21 protein-coding genes and 1 other annotated feature are annotated in these 20,954 nt (G+C 45.2%); of the genes, 10 read left to right on the top strand and 11 right to left on the bottom strand.

The genetic code is table 11. The annotated features are described in order from the left end of the window. The first annotated feature begins 28 nt into the window (after positions 1-28). Positions 29-1,729, top strand: a complete 1,701-nt coding sequence (locus MHH46_RS26915) for a glycoside hydrolase family 13 protein (protein ID WP_076128007.1) — start codon at positions 29-31, stop codon at positions 1,727-1,729. Between the two features lie 38 nt (positions 1,730-1,767). On the opposite strand, the gene MHH46_RS26910 is transcribed toward MHH46_RS26915, so the two are convergent. Next, positions 1,768-2,868, bottom strand: coding sequence for a M23 family metallopeptidase (locus tag MHH46_RS26910; RefSeq protein ID WP_076099379.1), 1,101 nt, complete (start codon positions 2,866-2,868; stop codon positions 1,768-1,770). Between the two features lie 254 nt (positions 2,869-3,122). On the opposite strand from MHH46_RS26910, the gene lipA reads away from it, so the two are divergent. The 3 genes from lipA to MHH46_RS26895 all read left to right on the top strand — a co-directional run bounded on the left by lipA (position 3,123) and on the right by MHH46_RS26895 (position 5,185). After that, on the top strand, positions 3,123-4,028 hold the full coding sequence (lipA, locus tag MHH46_RS26905; protein ID WP_036685320.1) for a lipoyl synthase: 906 nt from the start codon (positions 3,123-3,125) through the stop codon (positions 4,026-4,028). Positions 4,029-4,264: 236 nt separating this feature from the next. After that, on the top strand, positions 4,265-4,930 hold the full coding sequence (locus tag MHH46_RS26900; protein ID WP_081387895.1) for a YutD family protein: 666 nt from the start codon (positions 4,265-4,267) through the stop codon (positions 4,928-4,930). A gap of 117 nt (positions 4,931-5,047) precedes the next feature. Beyond that, complete coding sequence (locus MHH46_RS26895) at positions 5,048-5,185, top strand: hypothetical protein (protein WP_248549587.1); 138 nt, start codon at positions 5,048-5,050, stop codon at positions 5,183-5,185. A 330-nt stretch (positions 5,186-5,515) separates the two neighbouring features. Here MHH46_RS26895 and MHH46_RS26890 read toward each other — a convergent pair whose 3' ends face one another. The 4 genes from MHH46_RS26890 to ylbJ all read right to left on the bottom strand — a co-directional run bounded on the left by MHH46_RS26890 (position 5,516) and on the right by ylbJ (position 10,508). Then, complete coding sequence (locus tag MHH46_RS26890) at positions 5,516-6,955, bottom strand: S41 family peptidase (protein WP_076128004.1); 1,440 nt, start codon at positions 6,953-6,955, stop codon at positions 5,516-5,518. Positions 6,956-7,036: 81 nt separating this feature from the next. After that, positions 7,037-8,221 carry a copper amine oxidase N-terminal domain-containing protein gene (locus tag MHH46_RS26885; protein WP_076193388.1) on the bottom strand — a complete coding sequence of 395 codons (1,185 nt, stop codon included), beginning with the start codon at positions 8,219-8,221 and terminating at the stop codon, positions 7,037-7,039. Positions 8,222-8,367: 146 nt separating this feature from the next. Continuing rightward, positions 8,368-9,171, bottom strand: coding sequence for an NAD kinase (locus MHH46_RS26880; RefSeq protein ID WP_076193385.1), 804 nt, complete (start codon positions 9,169-9,171; stop codon positions 8,368-8,370). 74 nt (positions 9,172-9,245) lie between these two features. Further along, entirely contained in the window at positions 9,246-10,508 is a 1,263-nt protein-coding gene (ylbJ, locus tag MHH46_RS26875; RefSeq protein ID WP_076193383.1) for a sporulation integral membrane protein YlbJ, read from the bottom strand. Positions 10,509-10,920: 412 nt separating this feature from the next. Here ylbJ and MHH46_RS26870 point away from each other — a divergent pair, with 412 nt between their 5' ends. After that, positions 10,921-11,304: a globin gene (locus tag MHH46_RS26870; RefSeq protein WP_076134176.1), complete on the top strand. Its 384-nt coding sequence runs from the start codon at positions 10,921-10,923 to the stop codon at positions 11,302-11,304. Positions 11,305-11,340: 36 nt separating this feature from the next. Then, on the top strand, positions 11,341-12,057 hold the full coding sequence (locus MHH46_RS26865; RefSeq protein ID WP_036685310.1) for a DUF2225 domain-containing protein: 717 nt from the start codon (positions 11,341-11,343) through the stop codon (positions 12,055-12,057). Between the two features lie 78 nt (positions 12,058-12,135). Here the strand turns inward: MHH46_RS26865 and MHH46_RS26860 are convergent, their stop codons facing one another. Continuing rightward, a complete protein-coding gene (locus tag MHH46_RS26860) occupies positions 12,136-12,366 on the bottom strand; it encodes a hypothetical protein (RefSeq protein WP_036685307.1) in 231 nt (76 codons plus the stop codon). Then, on the bottom strand, positions 12,363-12,554 hold the full coding sequence (locus MHH46_RS26855; RefSeq protein ID WP_036685305.1) for a YycC family protein: 192 nt from the start codon (positions 12,552-12,554) through the stop codon (positions 12,363-12,365). The genes MHH46_RS26860 and MHH46_RS26855 overlap by 4 nt, the downstream gene beginning before the upstream one ends. Positions 12,555-12,672: 118 nt before the next feature. On the opposite strand from MHH46_RS26855, the gene MHH46_RS26850 reads away from it, so the two are divergent. Together MHH46_RS26850 and MHH46_RS26845 are read left to right on the top strand one after the other, a co-directional pair. After that, complete coding sequence (locus MHH46_RS26850) at positions 12,673-14,472, top strand: M3 family oligoendopeptidase (protein WP_036685300.1); 1,800 nt, start codon at positions 12,673-12,675, stop codon at positions 14,470-14,472. A gap of 612 nt (positions 14,473-15,084) precedes the next feature. After that, entirely contained in the window at positions 15,085-15,495 is a 411-nt protein-coding gene (locus MHH46_RS26845) for a hypothetical protein (RefSeq protein ID WP_036685297.1), read from the top strand. A gap of 153 nt (positions 15,496-15,648) precedes the next feature. Here MHH46_RS26845 and MHH46_RS26840 read toward each other — a convergent pair whose 3' ends face one another. Together MHH46_RS26840 and MHH46_RS26835 are read right to left on the bottom strand one after the other, a co-directional pair. Continuing rightward, positions 15,649-15,879 (bottom strand): alpha/beta-type small acid-soluble spore protein, encoded by a 231-nt coding sequence (locus MHH46_RS26840; RefSeq protein ID WP_036685295.1) that lies wholly within the window; start codon positions 15,877-15,879, stop codon positions 15,649-15,651. 201 nt (positions 15,880-16,080) lie between these two features. Continuing rightward, positions 16,081-17,055, bottom strand: coding sequence for an aldose 1-epimerase (locus tag MHH46_RS26835; RefSeq protein ID WP_076184767.1), 975 nt, complete (start codon positions 17,053-17,055; stop codon positions 16,081-16,083). A gap of 134 nt (positions 17,056-17,189) precedes the next feature. Further along, positions 17,190-17,429, top strand: a binding site (T-box leader). Between the two features lie 63 nt (positions 17,430-17,492). Here MHH46_RS26835 and trpS point away from each other — a divergent pair. Then, the gene (gene trpS, locus MHH46_RS26830) at positions 17,493-18,479 is read left to right on the top strand and encodes a tryptophan--tRNA ligase (RefSeq protein ID WP_036685592.1); all 987 of its coding nucleotides are present in this window, start codon (positions 17,493-17,495) and stop codon (positions 18,477-18,479) included. A gap of 2 nt (positions 18,480-18,481) precedes the next feature. On the opposite strand, the gene MHH46_RS26825 is transcribed toward trpS, so the two are convergent. Continuing rightward, positions 18,482-18,670 carry a hypothetical protein gene (locus tag MHH46_RS26825; RefSeq protein WP_036685291.1) on the bottom strand — a complete coding sequence of 63 codons (189 nt, stop codon included), beginning with the start codon at positions 18,668-18,670 and terminating at the stop codon, positions 18,482-18,484. Between the two features lie 105 nt (positions 18,671-18,775). Next, a complete protein-coding gene (locus MHH46_RS26820; RefSeq protein ID WP_076193381.1) occupies positions 18,776-19,777 on the bottom strand; it encodes a metal-dependent hydrolase in 1,002 nt (333 codons plus the stop codon). Between the two features lie 232 nt (positions 19,778-20,009). Between MHH46_RS26820 and cyoE the strand changes: the two genes are divergently transcribed. Next, positions 20,010-20,942, top strand: coding sequence for a heme o synthase (gene cyoE, locus MHH46_RS26815; protein ID WP_036685285.1), 933 nt, complete (start codon positions 20,010-20,012; stop codon positions 20,940-20,942). The last annotated feature ends 12 nt before the right edge of the window (positions 20,943-20,954 follow it).

The following is a 20,954-nucleotide window of genomic DNA, read 5'->3' as shown; positions in this document are numbered from 1 at the left end:
TAAAAGTATAAAAAGGAGTTTAGAAGTTATGCCTCATACATGGTTTTTATATCATACAAGTGAAGATCCGTTTGCCTATCCTATGGGTACGGGCATCTTGAAGCTCAGACTGTTCACGCAAGCTGGACAACAATTATCCTGTACCGTCATCTACTCAGACCGTTATGATTCTCCGGGGCATGAAGTTCCTTTGCAGATGGAGCGGATTGGGTCGGCAGGTGTTTATGAGATACATGAAGCGGTCATTGAGACCCCTACTAAAAAATGCAGATATCTATTCCATGTAACTAATCCTGCTGGTGAATATGTCTGGTATGGAGAGAGAGGGGCGTCGGAGAACCGGGAACGCGCGGGTTCTTTTCAATATGCATATCTCCATCATTCTGAGGCGTTGAAGTTACCTTCATGGAGCATGGATGCAGTAACCTATCAAATCTATCCCAGCAGTTATAACGAAGGGACCTTACAAGGCATCTCTGACAAAATGCCCTACCTGCAACAGTTAGGAGTAAACGTTGTTTATATGACGCCTGTATTTGAGTCTCCTTCAGAACATAAATATAATACCTCCGATTACTATAAGGTTGATCCAGTATTTGGGGATACGGAAGGATTGAAGGCACTGGTCAGCCAGGCGCACAGGCATGGAATCAAAGTGATTTTAGATGCTGTGTTTAATCATTCGGGAGATCGCTTTTTCGCGTTTAAGGATGTGTTGGCAAAAGGAGAGCAATCTCCGTATAAAGATTGGTTCTTCATTCATTCCTTTCCGGTTACGCAGACTCCTGTACCCAATTATGAAACGTTTGCCAAAGCTGAAGCGCATATGCCAAAGCTGAACATGGATAATCCGGATACGGCGAATTACATGATTGAGGTTGCGAAGTATTGGGTGCGCGAGACAGGGATTGACGGCTGGCGTCTGGATGTGGCCAATGAAGTTAATCCGCGTTTTTGGTCCCGGTTTCGGCAAGAACTCAAATCTGAATATCCTGAAATCCTGCTGATCGGTGAGATTATGCATGCTTCTGGGCCATGGCTTAGAGGGGATCAGTTCGATGGAGGAATGAATTATGTGCTTCGTGATGCAGTATTAGAATTTTTTGCGGAACAATCGACGGGGCCAGTTCGCTTTATGGAGCAATTGCTCCATCAGGAGGCGTTGTATAATGACCAGGCGAATTCGGCTATGTTTCAGTTGCTTGGCAGCCATGATACCCTGCGGTTTCTTACGGCATGTAAAGAAGGTGGGCGTGGTTGGGACCGCTTGGGTACCGCTGTTGAACGTATGATGCTGGCTGTTTTTTTCCAGATGACCTATATCGGCATTCCAATGATCTATTACGGGGATGAGGTTGGGATGGAAGGGGCGACGGACCCCCACTGTAGAAAAGCTATGATATGGCAAGAACAAGCTCAGAATGCAGTGCTGCATAAGTGGTATCAACAGTTGATTTCTCTGAGAAAAAGTCATGAGGTTCTGCGCAAAGGCTCCTTCCGTCCTTGGTTTACTGATGAAGTTCGTAATGTGCTTGGTTACATACGAGGTGTGGAGCACGAAAAGATAGGGCTGATTATCAATAATTCTCCAAACCCTTACCAACTAGAGCTTAGCCCATATCGAGCTGATAAGAACGAATTAACTGATTTATTGTCTGGAGTAATTTTTAAAAATAATAATAAGCTTACGGTCAGCATTGAACCATTCGGCTGTTTGATGTTGTATTAAAAAAGAAAAGGCCCCTCTCTAAGGAAAGGGACCTTATTCTAATTTACGGCACTTTTTTTGCTTCTTTTGTTCTTTAAGTCTCTATATTCCTGATTCTCCCATTGTTTCAGCAACGGAAACGGATCAAAAGCCCATTCGGTAATTCCGCGATCGCGGTAAATGCCAAAATGTAGATGCGGAGGAAATTTCCCTTGAGTTCCGGGATTGCCGTAACCCGAGCTGCCTACCCAGCCAATAATCTCACCGGGGGTGACTATATCTCCGCGAGAAATGGTTTTGTTATATCCAGATAGATGAGCGTAATAATGGTAACGGTTCTCAATATCGCGAATCCCGATTCTCCAGCCGCCGTATCGGTTCCAGCCTTTTGTCTCCACTAAGCCAAAGCAGGTGCTTCGGACGGGCACTCCTTGAGGTGCAAATAAATCTGTTCCTTCATGGATACGTGCTCCACCCCAGCTTCTTCCAGTGCCCCAAGTGCTACGATAAGAATAAAGGTTACTTAAGGGAAGCGGGAAGGCATTGCCGGATAGGTCCAGCCGTCCAAAATGTTCATATAACTTCGCGAACTGGGTAATGCGCTGCGAGGCGCGGCCATTGTGATAATACTCCCAGACCCCGATACTGAAATCACTAGCGGATTGTCCATACTTCAATAAGTGTCTAGCCATGCTATAGAGAACGTCCGCATCATTCTCTGGATCAGCAATGCCGTCTCCTGAGCCATCACTGCCAAAACCATCAAAGAAGCTAATGGAGTTCGGGGAAGTATCCCCTTGATCCGGATTGAGTGGACCAGCCCATACCGGTGCCGGGATCTTTATGGCTGTAAGGCGCGTGGAGACAGGCTGCCCTGAGGCTCCCTTTTTGGCGAGCGTGCGTTCATATTGATCAATGGCTGCGAACCTAAACCACGGGATACCAGTAGCTGCGCTCATTTGCTCATAAATCTGTCTACGGCCAGACCATTGCGCTTCTTTGCTAGCACTAGCGGGATCCCCGCTGCTCATCACCGGTTGGATTGTAGGCCGCGCTACAGCTGCTGAAACGGGAAGGTTTAAACCACCCCAGAGGATAGCGGCCGCGGACAGGCATAACAGGGTTCTCCGGTCTTTAATATTCTTAAATAGGGCCAGCAAGATAACAGCCTCCTTTTGTCCGGGCATTAAATTGAATGTAGTCACTTCGGATGAAGCTTTTTTATAGATTGGTGCAAAATGCTACTTTTTATCCGTTCTTGTCTAAAGGTACCAGAAAAATCTCGCTGGAAACTCCAGATGATACACCCTGCATATTTCACAAAAACAGGCAATTGTAAATCGCACATGTTATAATATGAGGCAGCAACTTTCATCTGCAGCATCACATTCAGGAGGAAGCGGGGTTTATCATTTTGTCTAATAAAACAGCAAAGCAACCTAAACCGGATTGGATTAAGATTAAGCTAACTACCGGTGACAACTATCAGGAAATCAAAAGCATGATGCGTTCCAAAACTTTACATACCGTATGTGAAGAAGCTAGGTGTCCGAATATTTATGAATGCTGGGCAAACCGTACGGCTACCTTCATGATTTTAGGTGATATTTGTACACGCGCATGCCGTTTTTGTGCAGTGAATACAGGGATGCCTACAGAACTGGACCTGCAGGAGCCTGAACGTGTAGCTGAAGCTGCAGAGAAAATGAATCTTCGTCACTGTGTGGTGACTAGTGTGGCCCGCGATGATCTTGCGGATGGTGGCGCTCAGATTTTTGCTGAGACGGTAGCGGCGATTCGTAAACGCCTTCCGTTATGTAGTGTTGAAGTGCTTATTCCAGACTTTTTAGGAGACCGGAATAGTCTTGAGATTGTCATGAACAGTAATCCAGACATTCTTAATCATAATATTGAGACCGTGGAACGGATGTCAGATCGTGTACGGGCTAAAGCGAAGTACCCTCGTTCCTTGGAATTGCTGCGCAGAGCCAAGGAAATGAAACCCAATATTCCAACCAAATCGAGCATCATGCTTGGTGTCGGTGAAGAGTGGAATGAGATTTTACAAGCAATGGATGATTTGCGAGCCGTAAATTGTGATATATTGACTTTAGGACAATATTTGCAACCCACTCCAAAACACTTAAATGTGGAGAAATATTATCCACCGGAGGAATTTGCACTGTTGAAGGAAGAGGGAATGAAGCGTGGCTTCAGCCACGTGGAATCAGGCCCGCTAGTTCGCAGCTCTTATCATGCGCATGAGCAGGTGAAGTCTGCAGCTCAAGCTCGCGAGGAGCGTGCGGTTTCTTCTAGCTAATTATTGCTTTTCTGTGGTTTAATTCACGGAGAATGTTAGTAAGAGGAGGAAGAAGCGACAGCGTTCTGATATCTCTGCTCTTAGGTTACCCATAAAAATCGTTGATTTGCGTCATCGGAGGGGAATATTGGTGCTGTAGGAGCGGTTCTAGAACAGCGACCGAAAGCCCAATATTCCACATAGATGGCGGCATAATCAACGCCACGATACCCAAAGAAAGGCAGGCGACAAAAGGTTTGATCGTAATAGGCGGAAAAGGCTATGAACTTATGTTGGATCATAAGGATGGTTGGAATCCGGAGGCGTTTCGCGGGAGATATAGCGAGGTGCTGGAAAGATACGACTATATTATCGGTGACTGGGGTTACAGTCAGTTGCGTTTGAAAGGTTTTTACCGGGACAACCATCCTAAGGTGAATCGGGATACAGCGATTTCGGGTATGGTTGATTATATTAATGAATATTGCAATTTTGGCTGCGCTTATTTTGTGCTGCATAAATTGAAAGAGGTACCACAGGAAGGCATGTTCAAGGATATTTTAATCAAAGAAATACCAGAGCCGAGTGATGAAGAGGCCTTGGAGCAAGAAGGGGAAGCTAGTGATGAAGCGGCTGCAGATAAAGAGTTCTCTGTTAAAGAAACATCCTCTAAGCAAGGCTCGAATCACTCATTGGCATTTAAAGAGATGACTTCTTCTAAGGACAATATGGCGAAGGATAGACCTGTGAGAGAACATCAGAGCCGAAATCACCGGGGCAAGGATTCACAGGGCAAGAAATCCAAAAAGGATTTCCAAGGCAGACCGCCACAAGGTCAGTCTCAGAAGCCCCAAAACACACCAAAACCTCAAAGCGCTCAAAACAACCAAAACAACCAAAACATAGAAAATTCACAATCTTAATGATGAAAGCTGAACCATAAGTAGAGTCCTTCTACGAATGAGCCAGCTTTTTTTCTTATAAAAAATAGCAGAGCAGCGTTTCTCCCGGTACTTGGAGATCGCTGCTCTGCTGTTGCTGTGCCGCTCGGTGTTGCTGTGCCGCTCGGTGTTGCTGTGCCGCTCGGTGTTGCTGTGCTGCTGTGTGTTGCTCTGCTGCTCTTTGCTGTTAGTCGTTGGCTGCTTGACCCAGCAGTTTCATCATCCCCTAAGGCTTAAGGACCCAGATGCCGTTATTTGCGAATTTTCAGCCTTTTGAGCGGGGTTTCGGACTCCAATGATGCTATTCGTTAGAAAGAGGCGTAATTATGGTGTTTTTCATACCAATAGCGACTATGGGGTCCGATAGCATAACAAATATGGATTAATATTGCGTTTAGGGTCATCCATGTCCGATAGGTGCTACAGATGTTTCGTAGGTGCAAATATTATCAAACTAAACAAAGAACAGAAGTTGTCTCAACGGCCATTTCATGGCTTATGTGACAACTCCTGTTTTTACTCATTGGTGCTTGATTCAGCAGCTTAATGATTAGTGAGATTAAGGATCTATTTTACAGATAATTTCAATTGTTTCTGTGTTGCATTGTAACTCCATACAAGCGCAGGGAACTTCTTCTTAAAGGCATTTAATTCAATGAAGGTCTCGCCGTTCTGAGAAAGCGCCTCTTTGGAGGACAATGTAAAGCCGGTCGCTTTACCTGCCCCGTTCGTTACGATGACTTTTTTGTTCTTGGCATCCCATGTGATGTCGCCTTCGATCAGTGCACCTAATACGAGCGAAGAAGCATAAGTCTTATCTCCTTGCTTTATTAGACCCACATTACCAGCAAAGGCAACCCCGTTGACGTTCAAGATATGATGATCACCGGAAACCTCAATGCTTTTCATTCCTGCAATCTGAAGAGCGGTAATCAGCTGTGCAGTTTTGCCTTTAACCTCAATATCCGGTGCAAGGCCGATGTGATTAAAGTCTTCTTTATTTGGAGTTAGGTATTTCTGCGTAGTCAGCTTCAGCATGTCTCCATTAGACATTGGAAGCAGGCTCTGAATACGTGCTTTGCCGAAAGAACGAGTGCCTACGACGGTAGCGAGCTTATTGTCACGTAATGCGCCAGTAAGCGCCTCAGAAGCGCTGGCAGTGTACTCATTCGTTAGAATAACGACGGGTACACCTATTTTGCTGCCGCTGGTAATCGTTACTGGAGTAAGTGCTCCGGTTTGATCGGAGGTATACATCATGATGCCTTTATCCATAAAATTGGAGGTAATGTTGTATGCCGAATCCATATAGCCGCCTAAGTTGTCACGCAAATCAAGCACCATCGATTTCATACCTGCTGCGCGCATCTTTTTCAGCATGGCGGCGAATTCTTCATCGGAATTCTGTGTGAAACCGCTCAGTGTGATGTAGGCTATTTTCTGTCCAACAATGGTTCCGGTAACGGAAGTTGAGCTGATTTCATTCCGGGTTACACGAAATGATTTAGACACTCCATTCCGGAGCACCTGCAGAGTGACCTTGGTGCCTGCGGCTCCGCTTAACTCGTCACCTTCAGTCTCTTCAACGGGGATTCCGTTAATTTTGACTATCGTATCGCCGCGTTTCAGACCTGCTTGTTCTGCAGGCGAACCGGGTGTTATGTCTTCGATGTAGAGTTCTGTTGCGGTATATTGCAATCTAACACCAATACCAACGTATTCCAGATCAACATCATGTTCAAATTGTGCCGCTTCCTCGGTATTGAAGTATTGGCTATAGGGATCATCCAGGGTGTTCACCATGCCGTCAATGGCTCCACGAATCAAGGTATCCTTATCTACACCGGAGAGGTTATAGTTCTCCAGAATATTCATGACTTCATTGATAAGATCACGGTTATCTGTAGATGCCTGAGCGGCATCGGCAGCAGACACCACTGGAGCAAAAGTTAGGGATAAAGCCAGACAGCTGCCTAGAAGTGCACTTATTACTTTATTGGATTTCATGGAATCATACGCCCTTTTTATATAATTTATAAGATAAGAAAGTATACACTGCACGAATTAACTTTCTGTGACGTATGGTTGTTAGGATTTCACAAGTTTATAGTAAACGCTGTAGGTGTTATCAGTAGTCCATACCCCGTTATCCGACTTGGATAAAATGAAGATCGTGCCTTGCTCAAAAGTTTCCTCTTCACTGGCATCCTTCTCTTTGCTTTCTACATAAATAGCTGCTTCTTTGGCGCTAAAATAGTAGATACTCGAAACGCTTGGAGTATAAATGACGTCATATGAAGTAAAGAAATCTTCCAGATCTTCCTTAAGGGAAGTATCATATTCTTCTCCGTATGAAGTCATGGTGGAAAGAACAGCGGCCGAATTTTGTTCATTCATAGCTTGATAATATTTGGTGATATTACCTTTGATGGCATCCGCATCATTTTGAGGAATGTTAGCTGCTGTTTTTAGAGCTTGTTCACGAGTCAGCAGTATCACGGAGCTTTGGGATTCCACAGATGATATTTTCCAGCTTCCATTCTTGCGGATAAGTGTATACATGTATTCGTCCTCTGTATCTGGCGTATAGGCCCCACCTGTCCGGCGAGAGCTTTCCAGTGTATAGACAGTAGCGTCATTGCCTGAAATATCAATGATTTCCAAACTCTCAATAGTATTTTTTATGTCAAAAATCTCAAAGGATGCATTAAGATCCGCCACCGAGTCCGCATTAGAGGATTCTGAATCCATAAGGGAATAGAAGCTAATTGCTTTTTCTTCATTGAAATATTTATTAGACAAACGGATTAATGCTGTAATCGCTGCTTCGTCCTTATCTTTGGATACTGGGGTGGTGATTTGCACGCTTCTGCTGGTTGAATTCCAGACGGCTGTGCCTCCGGTTGCCTCTGCGATAAAACGTAAAGGAATGTATGTAGTGCCAGCTGAGGAGACTGGTGCGGTGGTCAGTTTTTTCACGGTTCCGTTAACGGTTGCGCGGTTGCTGCCAATTTTCAGGCTGATCGCCAGATTTGAACTTTTACCTGTTACTGTTCCAGTCTTGGCATCCCAAAGCACCTGAAGTCCAAGCTTTTCGAAGATGACCCGGAAAGGGACAAGTACAGAATTGTTCGCTAAGTATGGGGTTCCTGCGGTAAAGGAAACCTTACTGCCGTTGATATAAACATCAATCGGTTTTGAAGCAGCAAAAGCCGGGACCGCCAGTATCAGGGCCAGAAGACTTATGCTCAAGAGGGATAATAATTTTTTCAACAGTACTCTCTCCTTTTATGTAACTCTTTGTAAAATAGCCTCATTATACCATTTGATTTCTCTCTATGTCTATCAATTGGTGTTAGTTTTGTCACACCAAAAATAGCCGGAGATATTGAAATCTCCAGCTTTTTGATCCCCTGATCTCAGACTAAGAAAGCTTCACGGACACGGTTCCAGAACGGAAACGGACGATACCTTGCAAAGCTGACTTTTTTGTCTGAAACTTGACAGCGTACTGAAATCAGGTCATCAACAGGAATGTTGTTATGATCTACGGTGAGCAGCAAACGCTGGTCTTTACATGAAAAAATGTCACAATGATGATGCTTCGGCAGTAGTAGCGGAGAGCCCATTGTCCGGAATACACGGTTGTTAATAGACGCGATTTCGGCAATCTGCAGCGCTTCTATTGAAGGGTGAACCATAGCGCCCCCAAGGCTTTTGTTATAAGCGGTGCTGCCAGAGGGAGTTGAAATACAAAGTCCATCGCCCCGGAACATTTCGAAGGTGACATCATTGATGTCGATTTGGATCATTATAGTTCCATCCACCCCTTTAAGGGTAAATTCGTTGAGGGCAATGTGAGACGAAGATCCCGATTTTTTGTGAATCTCCAGCTCTATTAATGGATATTTCACAATGCGCGGTATTTGCGGCTCAGTATCACCGGTTCCGCACATATAATCGATTAAGGTGGGCAGCTCTTCTGCTTGCCAGTCCGCATAGAAGCCGAGGTGTCCTGTGTGCACACCTACAAAGGCTAAGTTGGGAATCTGATCGATAAAGGTATGAAAAGCGTGCAGCATTGTGCCGTCTCCACCTATCGAGATGACGATTTCCGGAGACTCGGCATCCAGTTGCAAATCCCGCTCCGCCGCCAGCTTGTGAAATTGCTCGGCAAGTTTGATTGACAGCTCATCACCGCGGTCCAGAACATAATATCTCAAGATGTACAAGCTCCTTTATATAATTCCGTCATACACCGATCATAATCAATCTTGCCCCGGAACACAATATGTAATCAACTTCGGCGCATCAATCGGAGCATTGCCATAAAGACAGGAATAAGCAGTGACACTAGAAGAGCAGCGGCCAGTATAAGACTCAGTAGAGCTAGGTTGGCAGTGACACCAGAGGCTGAAGGTGTAAAGGCGGTGGAGGCTGGCAGAGAGACCCAGGCAGAAGACAATCCTGATCCCATCACAGGCTTCCATAGCAGCACCACGAGACCTGCTGCGAGTACGGCATGTATTAGTCTCGCAGTTAAGAAAGGCAGATAACGCAGCCCGGTACCGTTCAAAATACTGGCGACTTGGGCATGTACAGATAATCCGCCCCAAGAGAGAATAAAGGCAGCTGCTGCGACCTTGAATTGAAGCGGGATGGAAGAAGCGGCTTCACCAGCAGAACGGGCACCTATGGTGACCTCGAATAATCCGCTGATCAAGGCCTGAGCTAATTCGGGAGGCCCTCCAACAAGGGAGACGAGAGATCCGGCCAGGCTAAATAGTGAGGGCAGGATTCCGGCACGGGCAAGCAGCTCCATTAGCACGTTGAAGAATACAACCAGACCCCCTACGACAATAATAAGCTGTAGCGAGGATTGGATCGCTCCTTTTAACAGCTCTCCGAAGCTACGTCCATCCTTGCGCCGGGCTTCGGACATCGCAAGGAGTGCGGCATGTATTCTGCCGAATCCTTGTTTTGCTGGAGCAGAGGGGACGTCAGAACTACTTTTTGTTGGGTCTTGGGTGGGGGTCTTTTGTTCCTTACGTCCATGAAATGACATTAGGAGACCAACCATTAAGCCACTTCCGTAGTGGGCTAGTGCCAATATTAGCCCCAAAGAAGCATCGCGAAAGAACCCAACGGATACCGCCCCTAATAGAAAAATAGGATCGGAGGAGGTTGTAAATGCTACAAGGCGTTCACCTTCGATTCTGCTGATCAGCTTCTGCTCCCGCAGCTTAGCGGTTAATTTGGCTCCAACGGGATATCCTGATACATATCCCATGGCCGCGACAAAACCACCGCTGCCTGGTATACCGAAGAGGGGACGCATCAGTGGATCAAGTAAAGCGCCGAAGAGATGGACAATGCCTAAGCCTAGCATGATTTCAGAAATGACGAAGAAGGGAAACAGTGAAGGGAAGAGCACGTCCCACCAGATGGCCAGGCCACGTAAGGCTGCGGCAAGAGATGCTTCAGGATGAAGTAACATAAGCAGCATACAACCTGCCAATATGAATCCCAGCAGCGGGCCGCCAATCTTTTTAAAAGTCATAATTAACGCCTCCTGGTCTATGGTTAGATGTATGCAAAAAGAGGGACAAACAGCACAAAAAAATGGAGAAAGCGGTTACAATTATCTGTGCTTTTTCGCAGGAATTATGATATTATGTAATAAATAAATGCACCCTCTGTTACACGATTAAATGGGATGGAGTGATGGCGATGAGCGTTATAGCCGGAGTTCTCGTTTGTGCTTTTGTATATGTAATCCGGGTCTCTCTCGTCCCTCCTGGTGATGAGGAATTTAGGACCTACTAACCTTACTCTTCAGGCGCTGAACTATAGTTTAGCGCCTTTTTTCTGTAGTTTAGAGAGCACTTTCGACGGATATCCGTGTTATGCTTATCTTTGGTATAATAAAATAAGTAACGTTTCATTAATATGGAAGAAGGCTGGTAACCTCAATGAATCCAAATGAGAGTATATATGACAATCTAGGGGGGGCTGAAGCACTACATCGGTTGGTGGAAGTGTTCTATGCCAAGGTACAGCTTCATCCGCAGCTGGGACCCTTGTTCCCTGAAGATATTACTCCAGTTCTGGAGAAGCAATATCAATTCCTGACACAGTTTTTTGGCGGGGGTCCACTTTATTCGGAATTACATGGACATCCCATGATGAGAGCAAGGCATATGCATATTCCTATTACTCCAGAACGTGCTGAGGAGTGGTTACAATGTATGAAAGAGGCACTGGTGGAGACTGGAGTCGAAGAACCACTGCGTTCATTCGTGCTTAGCCGCCTTGCAGGTCCTGCACATCATTTTGTTAACATGCCCCAGGAATAACAAGGGACAGGTTGATCCTGAAAGGAATGAGAGTACTTGACAGAGTTAATACCCCTATATTCTATTAAGGTCAAGTGTTGCAACTGTGAAAATGAATTTTCAACCTCGCGGGTACGTCCTAGTCTAAAAAAGGCTATTCGACGTGATGCTGATTTCTGCGCGTATTATAAAAATGAGAATCCGGATTATTATGTTGTACGGGTCTGCCCCAATTGCGGGTTTGCCTCCACAGAAAATTCGGCTGACAAGCTGACGGAACGCCAGCGCAAGGCATTTAATGAACAGGTAGGGAAACGCTGGAAGAGCCGGGACTTTGGAGAGAAACGAGACTGGGAAACTGCGCTCGAGACCTATAAGCTGGCGCTTTTATGTGCTCAAAGTATTAACGATAAAGATCGGATTATCGCAAGTCTGCTGCATCATATTGCTTGGCTCTATCGCTATCAAGGGGAGACTGAGCAGGAGAAGCGTTTTTTACGCTATTCTTTGGACGAGTATGTTAAGGTCTATGAAATAGATGGCATTGCCGGCAATGATGCCCGGCTCATGTACCTGATCGGCGAACTTAATCGGCGGATCGGAGAATACTCAGTGGCTGTAATGTGGTTCTCCCGTCTGATCAATGATCAGAAGATCATGGATGCGGCGATGATTCGAGCGGCACGTGAGCAGTGGGTTATTTTACGGGAGCAAATGCGTGCTGAGGCTCTAGATGTTGAAGTTGATATCGAAGGCTTGTCTTCAAGTTCATAATGTTTGCGAACAACAAAAAGCGCAGAAGAGAATTAAATTCTCCTCTGCGCTTTGTAGAAAGAAAATGTTAGGATTTGCTTATCTGACAGCTCGATCGAACAAAAGGTAATCGCCGTCATTATCTATAACTGTAGGACTGGCGCTGCAGCAGGGGAAGACGAGCAGTTTTTTCTTGCCGTCACGAACGATTTGTAATTCTTTTGGCTTCATAGGCAGAAGCACATTCTCTGAGTTGCAGAATGGACAGTATTGCACATACATATCGCCTAGAATGATGTCATAAGGCCAGGTATGACTAAATGGAATCATTGTGAGTCCTTCCCAGAAGGAGTCTCTTCATTTTCTCCCTCAGTTTGTGGGGGATTTTCTTTTTTGGATAGCTCCGCTATTTTTTGTAGTAAAATATGTTGGGGCATATGCATCAAGTGTTCCAAAGGAACGCCTAGTTGCTTGGATAACGTAATGGCTGTTTCCGGTGAAATTTGTAGTGGCTTCATATGGATGCCCTCCTAAAGTTTATCGGCTATAAATGTTCAGATATCGTTATTCACTTTACCATGGTGTTAAGACAATTACAAAGAAAGTCAAATGAAAGCAAAGGAATGGTGAGTACACATGAAACAACCGTTATCACTGACTTGGGAACTTGATACTATTTTTCCGGGGGGTTCTTCGTCTGCAGAGTTAGAAGGGTTCTTGAGCAAGCTTGAAAAAGATATTTTATCCTTGCAAGGCTTTGTGAAGGATGCTGTGGCACCAACGGATGTTGCGTCTACAAAAGCATTGGATGAGGTTATAGCATTGCTTCAGAGCTGTTCAGGAAGACTTGTGGAGGTCACTTCCTTCGCAGACTGTCTAGGCGCTCAGAATCAGATGGACAAGGGTGCGGTAAGGCTGGCGGCCAAAGTGACAAGCATGCGCGCCGGATTCGAAGGGATCAGCTCGCAATTTAGCAATGTACTTCGTCAGACTACGGACAAGGTATGGGCTGAGTGGATGGCTCGTCCAGAGATTGCTCCTTTAACGTTCGTACTGAGCGAGAGCCGTGATTTGGCCCGTGAGAAGATGAGCCCTGAGCTGGAAAGCTTAGCGTTGGAATTAGCTGTTGACGGATATCATGGATGGAGCGGGCACTATGATACGATTGTTAGCTCGATCAAGATCCCATTTGAGGATGAAGAAGGAACAAAGCTGCTATCTGCTGGTCAAGCTTTTAATAAGCTGGATGATCCAGATCCAAAAGTGCGTCAAACGATGTTCCATAAATGGGAAGAGGCTTGGACTGAAGCGGCAGATAATTGCGCGGATACCTTAAATCACTTAGCAGGCTTCCGCCTGAAGCTCTATAAGGGCAGAGGCTGGGACGATGTTCTGAAAGATCCGCTCAGCATCAATCGTATGACACAGGACACCTTAAATACGATGTGGGACGTGATTACGAATAGCAAACCTGTACTTGTGTCCTACCTTCAGCGTAAAGCCAAGCTGCTGGGGCTGGATTCTCTCTCATGGGTCGATGTCGAAGCTCCTGTAGGCAAATCCTCCGGCAAGATCCCTTATGATCAAGCTGCGAAGGATATCGTCACACAGTTCCGTAAATTTAGTCCTAAGATGGCTGAGTTTGCAGAGCGTGCCTTTGATAATAACTGGATCGAGGTTGAGGATCGTAATGGCAAACGTCCTGGTGGATTCTGTACTTCCTTCCCTGAGAGTAAAGAATCACGGATATTCATGACTTACAGCGGCACACCTTCCAATGTTTCAACATTGGCTCATGAGCTGGGACATGCTTATCATTCCTACCTGCTTGATGATCAACCTGTATTTAATCAGAATTATGCAATGAACGTTGCAGAGACCGCTTCAACCTTCGCAGAAGTGATTGTATCTGATGCTCAGGTTAAAGCTGCGGGCAATGCAGAGGAGAAGCTGGCTCTGCTTGAAACGAAGATACAGAACAGTGTGGCATTCTTTATGAACATTCACGCTCGATTCTTGTTCGAGACTCGCTTTTATGAGAAACGTAAGGAAGGTCTTGTAAATGCTGAGGAACTGTCCGCTCTGATGGTGGAAGCACAGAAAGAAGCTTTCTGTGGTGTGCTTTCTGAATACCATCCTCACTTCTGGGCGTCGAAGCTGCATTTCTATATCACAGATGTACCTTTCTATAATTTCCCGTACACCGTTGGTTATATGTTCAGTACAGGCTTATATCGTCTGGCATTACAAGAGGGAGCTTCCTTTGCAGACAAATACGATAGCTTGTTGCAGGATACCGGCGTGATGACATTGGAGGATTTGGTGCTCAAACATTTGGGTGTGGATCTGACAAAACCGGATTTCTGGCAAGGAGCTACAGATCTGATCGTGGCTGATATTACCGAGTTCTTGGAGATGACAGAGCATTTAGCGTGAAATGTCTAAAATAAGACAAATTTCAGGACACAAAAAATAACGGAATTTCAGTGTGAACACGCAAAGACCCCGGTTAAGGGGTCTTTTTTTAATGCTTAAATGTCGAAAACCCCCGGTTTATAAAAATTAATATACGAATGATCCATGAATTTTGCGCATTACTAGGGATAATAACCCAATTTTGTAGAATAATGTTGTTTGACGTATTTAAGGGGTCTATAATGAGCCTTGAGCCTTATAAAAGGCTTGCATGGAAGACAAATGAGCTCAGCTCAAAAAGCTTAAGTAAGCGCTTACTAAGCCGATTTGTACGAAGTAAACTCGAAGTAGCTAAGCTCACAAAACGATATAAATCGAACCAGAAACTTGGGAAAAGGGGAAGGAGTGGCGGAGGGGAATTTTGGAACTGTAAGAGCGAGAGCGACTGCCTTTGTCTCCGAATTTCACCCGCTATACGCGTAAGAATTCAAGAAATTTGGAGAGAACAGCGGCTGGAAGTCCAAACATTCCCCGCAGTGGCGACGGGCCCTTAGCCCAAATATTTAGGGTTCGATTTATAAGACGAAGTAAACTCGAAGTAGCTAAGCTCACAAAACTTTTAGGAGGAAAGATATGCTTAAGACAGAACAGCTATCATTAGCAAGACAGATGGATTTGGTGTTTAGGGAACTGCAAGAGGAATTGTCAGGACTATCTTCCGGTACGGTATTTGTGCAAATACGAAATAATACCATTGGCAAATTCGGCATACGTCATCATCCTTTAGCCGGTCGGGGGGGGGGATTCACAGAAGTGAAGGAAGGAATAACGGAGAGCCAGCAGTCTTCTTTTCGTCTAATGGCACTGGAGAGTCTGAAATACAAACGCCGTTGGACTCATGGTGAGATCAGCTATGAGTTCGCTATAAGACAGGGAAAGCTAATCGTAGATGCTACGCTGGAGTCTAATTATAATATGGCGAATCTGATGATTCGATCTCCCCGTAATGCTTACGCCGAGAGTGCTGATCAATTTTTAAGTTAAACGTTTTACATAAAAATTGTTTGCAGCTGGGATTATAGGCTATAAATTAGAAAAACCTCCCACAGCTTCTGGAAGAAGTGTGAGAGGTTTGAAAGCTAGTCGGCAATAGGCTTTTTAAGACCTCTGCCGGATAAAACACTTAAGATAACGATGTTACTGACGACCGGACAGTTGTTGTTCTGCCAGTTGTACTAGACGTTTAGTGATGTAACCTCCCAAAGAACCAGTTTCGCGGGAAGTGTAGTTCCCGTAATAACCGTCAGCTGGGATCGTTACTCCAAGCTCTTGTGCTGCTTCATATTTCAATTGTTGCAACGCTGCATTTGCTTGAGGAACTACAAGGTTATTGGAACGGCTGCTACGACCTTGACCTGCTTGACCCATGTGTGTCACCTCCTTCGCCCGTTGTGAAGATAGTATGAGCGCTAAGAGGCTAATTCATGCATGCTATCGAAAGGTTTTAAGGATGGTAATTATTAGTCGATTAAAAGTAAGGGTAGGAAAGCCTAAATAACTAAGCTCGCACAAAAAATCGGCCTTCTCTTACGTAAACGCAAGGGAAGACCGATATAATGTATATCTGCTTTAATTCTCGGGATAGATCATTTCCAGCATAGTGGACAGCTCAAGACTTTGACCTGGTTCTACCTTCAGCAAGCCCGTGAAGGAAGGGTCATCTGAAACGTTAGGAGCATCCGGGAGCCAGGTGTAAGGTTCGATGCACAGAAATTGATCGGCCGGTCCTTTGGTATACAGGACCCAGTGACGGAAATGATTCTCGTCAGCTGTATAACGAAGACCATAACCATCATCGCGTAATAGCAAGGCTTCTACGGGCTGCTTGTCACCAATACGTAGAGCAGTATCAAAATTAGTTCCCTGGAGGTTGATTCCAGAGTTTAGTGAATCTAGATCACCAAGTGGAATTAGATTGCCGCTAGGGAGCAATTCATCGTTTAGTTCATAAATGCTGTTTACGGGCAGCTTGAGATTCCAGCGTTCAGGTTCTCCATCGATCATAAACCAGGTGTGATAACCGATCCCAAAGGGAATACGGTGATCGCCGAGATTTGTAACCTTTAAAGTCTGGCTGAGCCGGGCATCCTGAAGCCTGAATGTCATTTCGAATTTGAGTGGAATGGGAAATTGCTCCATCCAGTGCGGATCATCTTCAGTAAGGAATTCAGTAGTGACTGCACAACCGTCCTCGTCTTCTTCAATATCGCTGACACACCAGGATTGAGTCCGGTGTAGACCATGGATATGATTGTCACCAGCGGTATTCTGGTCAAATTGATAACTTGTACCCTCGAATTGAAATTTTCCTTTACGAATTCTTCCGGGTGGAATTAAGAGCGGGATGCCAAAATGGTAAGGTTTTTGCATAAAGAAAGCTTGATCGCTTTCATCAGGCCGCCGCAGAATTTCCCGTTGTTCTTTTACATCAAACAATGAAATCACGTTGTTTCCTAGTCGCGGCAAAAGCGTGACTTCCAGTTCGCGGCTGTGCAAAATATAAGTATCATAACCGCCCCACTGCCCTTTGGTCACCTGTTTCATGAGATATGCTCCTTTATCGTAACTGTAATCGAATAGAACATGGATAACCTTATCATAACAGATTTATGCGGAAGTGGTTAAGTGATTTGACAACTTCTCTTTATGGTTCTATGATGAAGGCATTAAATTATGATGAGAATGTGATGACGGGGACAAGTAGACAGGAAATGCACCTTCAGAAAGCCGGTGGTTGATGCGAACCGGTAGGACACTCCTGATGAATGGACCCCTGAGCGCCGCGCTTGAACGGGAGCAAGATGCCCTAGTAGACCGGCCGGATCTTCCCCGTTAACGGAAGACTAAGGCTGTTTCCCTTTGACTATACAAAGGTTAAGCAGCGAATAAGGGTGGCACCACGGTCTCACGTCCCTTGCGGATGAGGCTTTTTTTGCGTTCTCGGAAATCGGAAATTACATCTAACGGAGGTCTATATTATGTTGAAAAAAGTAATGTCAGGCATACAACCGAGCGGTTCTCTAACTTTGGGTAACTATATCGGAGCGCTGAAAAATTTTGTGAAGCTGCAAGACGATCATCAATGTTTCTTTATGGTTGTCGATATGCATGCGATCACCGTTGCTCAAGATCCTGCGGCACTGCGTGAGCAGTCTGAAGCTGTAGCTGCACTCTTTATCGCGGCAGGAATTGATCCTGTGCGTTCGAATGTATATATGCAGTCTCATGTGCCTCAGCATGCGGAATTGGGCTGGATCATGACTACGCTAACGGCAATGGGCGAGCTTGAGCGTATGACACAGTTCAAAGATAAATCATCAGGTAAGGATTCAGTTGGCGCGGGCCTATTCGTATATCCTTCTTTAATGGCAGCAGATATTCTTGTTTATAATGCGGATCTTGTGCCAGTAGGTGAAGATCAGAAGCAGCACTTGGAGTTGACCCGTGATTTAGCGGGCCGATTCAATAACCGTTTTGGCGAATTCTTTACGATTCCTGAACCGTATATCCCTGAAGTGGGCGCACGCATTATGTCTCTGGATGATGGCACTAAAAAAATGAGCAAGAGCAGCCCGAATGCAGGCAGCTATATTGCCCTGTTGGATTCGCCGGATGTGATCCGTAAAAAAATCAGCCGCGCAACGACTGATTCTGGACGTGAAGTGATCTTTGATCCGGCTAACAAGCCAGAGATTAGTAACTTGATGAGTATTTACTCGGAATGTTCTGGGATGTCCCTCCAGCAAATTGCCGATCGTTATGAAGGACAAATGTATGGTGGCTTTAAGAAGGATCTTGGGGAAGTGGTTGTATCCACACTTGAGCCTTTGCAACAAAGATATCATGAAATTCGCAGTTCAGGTGCGATCACTGATATTCTTGCTGAAGGTGCTGAACGTGCACGTATTGTTGCAGCTGAGACGTTGAATGGCGTAAAAGAGCGGATGGGCTTTCTGCCAGCTCGTTAATCTTAGTCAGAGCTTAAGCTTTCCTGTTTGCGTCTAATTCTGGCTTTGAGGATAAATCCCCAGCCAATATTCATTACGCAAAGAAAACCAAGCAGAAGTGCCAGCCAGAAGCTATAGCTGATCGCGATTGAAGCGGCAGTGAGAATAAGAATAGAAGAACAAGCGAACCAAAGTGAGAGTCCTTTACCCATTAAGAGCCTTCCTTTCCGTGTCTGCTAAAATGAATCCCGGAGTATTATAAAATACTCCGGGATTTTTTGTGATTATAGAATAGATCTCTCAGTAAGTCTACAGTTTCATCGTAAAGAACCAGGGTCGATGGAAAATCGTTTGTCGAGCTTATCACTGCTAAGCCAGCCTACATAAGTATTTAAAGGTTTATATTGGTTATCCATAATTAATACAGCCACAAAAGGGTATTGTTTGCGGTGTAAATAACGAACGTCTCCCCAGCGCACCATATATCCTGAAGGAAGCTCCTCTACTTCGGCAACCGCATAAGAGGTGAAATATAGAAAGGACTGAATATCTGGATGCGACTTGGATATTTCCACAGCGGGATGATTTGAGCAGACCGCATGTTTGAACCATTCCAGACGGTTGTTCAGTAGCTGCCCAACGTCATAGCTGCCGTCTTTTTTCACTTTAACTACGTTCCAGCGTTTAAGTGAAATTGTAGGGATTACAATATAACGTTCGCCAGCATTATGGTGTATATCTTTAAGCTTGATGTTTCGTGTAAGGCGGGCATGAACAATCGTTCTCCAAATATAATAAAGAATGGTACAGGCATAAAGCGTAATAAATAAAGGTTTGGGCGGCACAATCCCAGTGATCCAGAGTAGAATAGCTGCGATATGGCTGCCAAAAATAAATGGATCGAAAATGTGGATGATATTCCAGGCAATCCATTTCTCAGTGAATGGACGGGCGGCCTGGGTTCCATAGGTGTTAAACAGATCAGAGAAGACGTGCACGCCTACGCCTATGAAACCCCAGAGTGCAACATGGCTTAAAGCTGCCAAATCAGTAAATCCAAACAGAGGCCCTAAGACTAGGGCAATCAGAGCGGGCCACAAAATTAGAAAAGGCAAGGAGTGTGTGATTCCCCGGTGATTACGAATATATATTGCATTGTCCTTCAGTCTTAATGCGGTATCGGCATCAGGAGCTTGTGAGCCTAAAATCGTAGCCAGCATAACGGCTCCGGCCAGTTTAGGGTCAGAAGCAACGACAGGATCTACGAATGAAAGTCCGGCTAACCCTATGCCCATAACTAAATGTGTAGCGGTGTCCATTGGTCAGTTCTCCTTTGTTGTTCGGAAGTACATTATTAATAATTACCCAAATACAGCTTAGGTTATTAACGGGCTGGAAATAAATATTGTCACGTAATTGTCAAATTCATGAACATACTGTGCCATGACTGTCAAAGTCTCCTCGGGTTTGATATGATAAAGTTAACAGCGAAGTCTATTTAGTGCTTCGGCTAGAACGTTAGAAGTTCGTTTAGAAGGAGGATCATTTGGTGTGGATAATCATATAACATTTCAAGCTTCTTCCGATTCTGCAGCTATGTCTGCAAAATCTCCACCGGAAGGTGCAAGTTGGCGTGATTTCATTACCGTAACAAAACCCGGTATTATCCGATCTAACCTCATCGCTGCCTTTGCAGGATATTGGCTGGCTTCAGGTTGGGATGTTCAATACGGCAGATTAGTTCTGACTCTGCTCGGTACAATGCTGGTTATGGCTTCGGCCTGTGTTTTTAATAACTATTTCGACCGTGACCTGGACATGAAGATGGAAAGAACGCGCGATCGGGGGCTTCCTACAGGACGACTGAAACCCAAAACCGTATTGCTGTATGCTATTGGGCTAGGGATTGCGGGCTTGATTGTACTGTTTGCTTTTTCCGGAGTTTTAGCCGGTCTGTTCGGGATTGTAGGGATGTTCGTTTACGTTGTAGTATACACCCTTTGGTTGAAACGGACATCAACATGGAGCACTTCAGTAGGTGCGATCTCTGGAGCTATGCCACCGGTAATTGGCTACGTTGCAGTTACGGGAACAGTTGATCTAGGGGCTTGGCTGATGTTTGCGATGTTGTTTCTGTGGCAACCTCCCCATTTCTGGGCACTCGGGATTAGACGTAAAGAAGAATATAGAGCCGCTGGATTTCCGCTGCTGCCTGTAGTCAAAGGAACACGTCGTACGAAGTTTCAAATGATTCCTTATGTAGCACTGTTGCTGCCTATTCCAGTGTTAATGTACGCCTACGATTATGCAGGCATTTTTTATCTGGTGATTTCAACAGCGCTGTCCCTGGCTTGGTTAATCATAACCTTGATGGGCTTTGCAGCAAAAGATGACGAAGTCTGGGCGAAGAAGAACTTCCTCTTCTCCATTAACTACCTAACGGTAAGTTTGATCGTACTTGTATTGAATACGATTCACGGTTAAGAAGAGGGAGGG

It is taken from the genome of Paenibacillus sp. FSL H8-0175 (genome assembly GCF_045040615.1).
In the GTDB taxonomy this organism is placed as follows: domain Bacteria; phylum Bacillota; class Bacilli; order Paenibacillales; family Paenibacillaceae; genus Paenibacillus_AQ; species Paenibacillus_AQ odorifer.
This window is presented reverse-complemented; position numbering and strand designations above follow the sequence as displayed.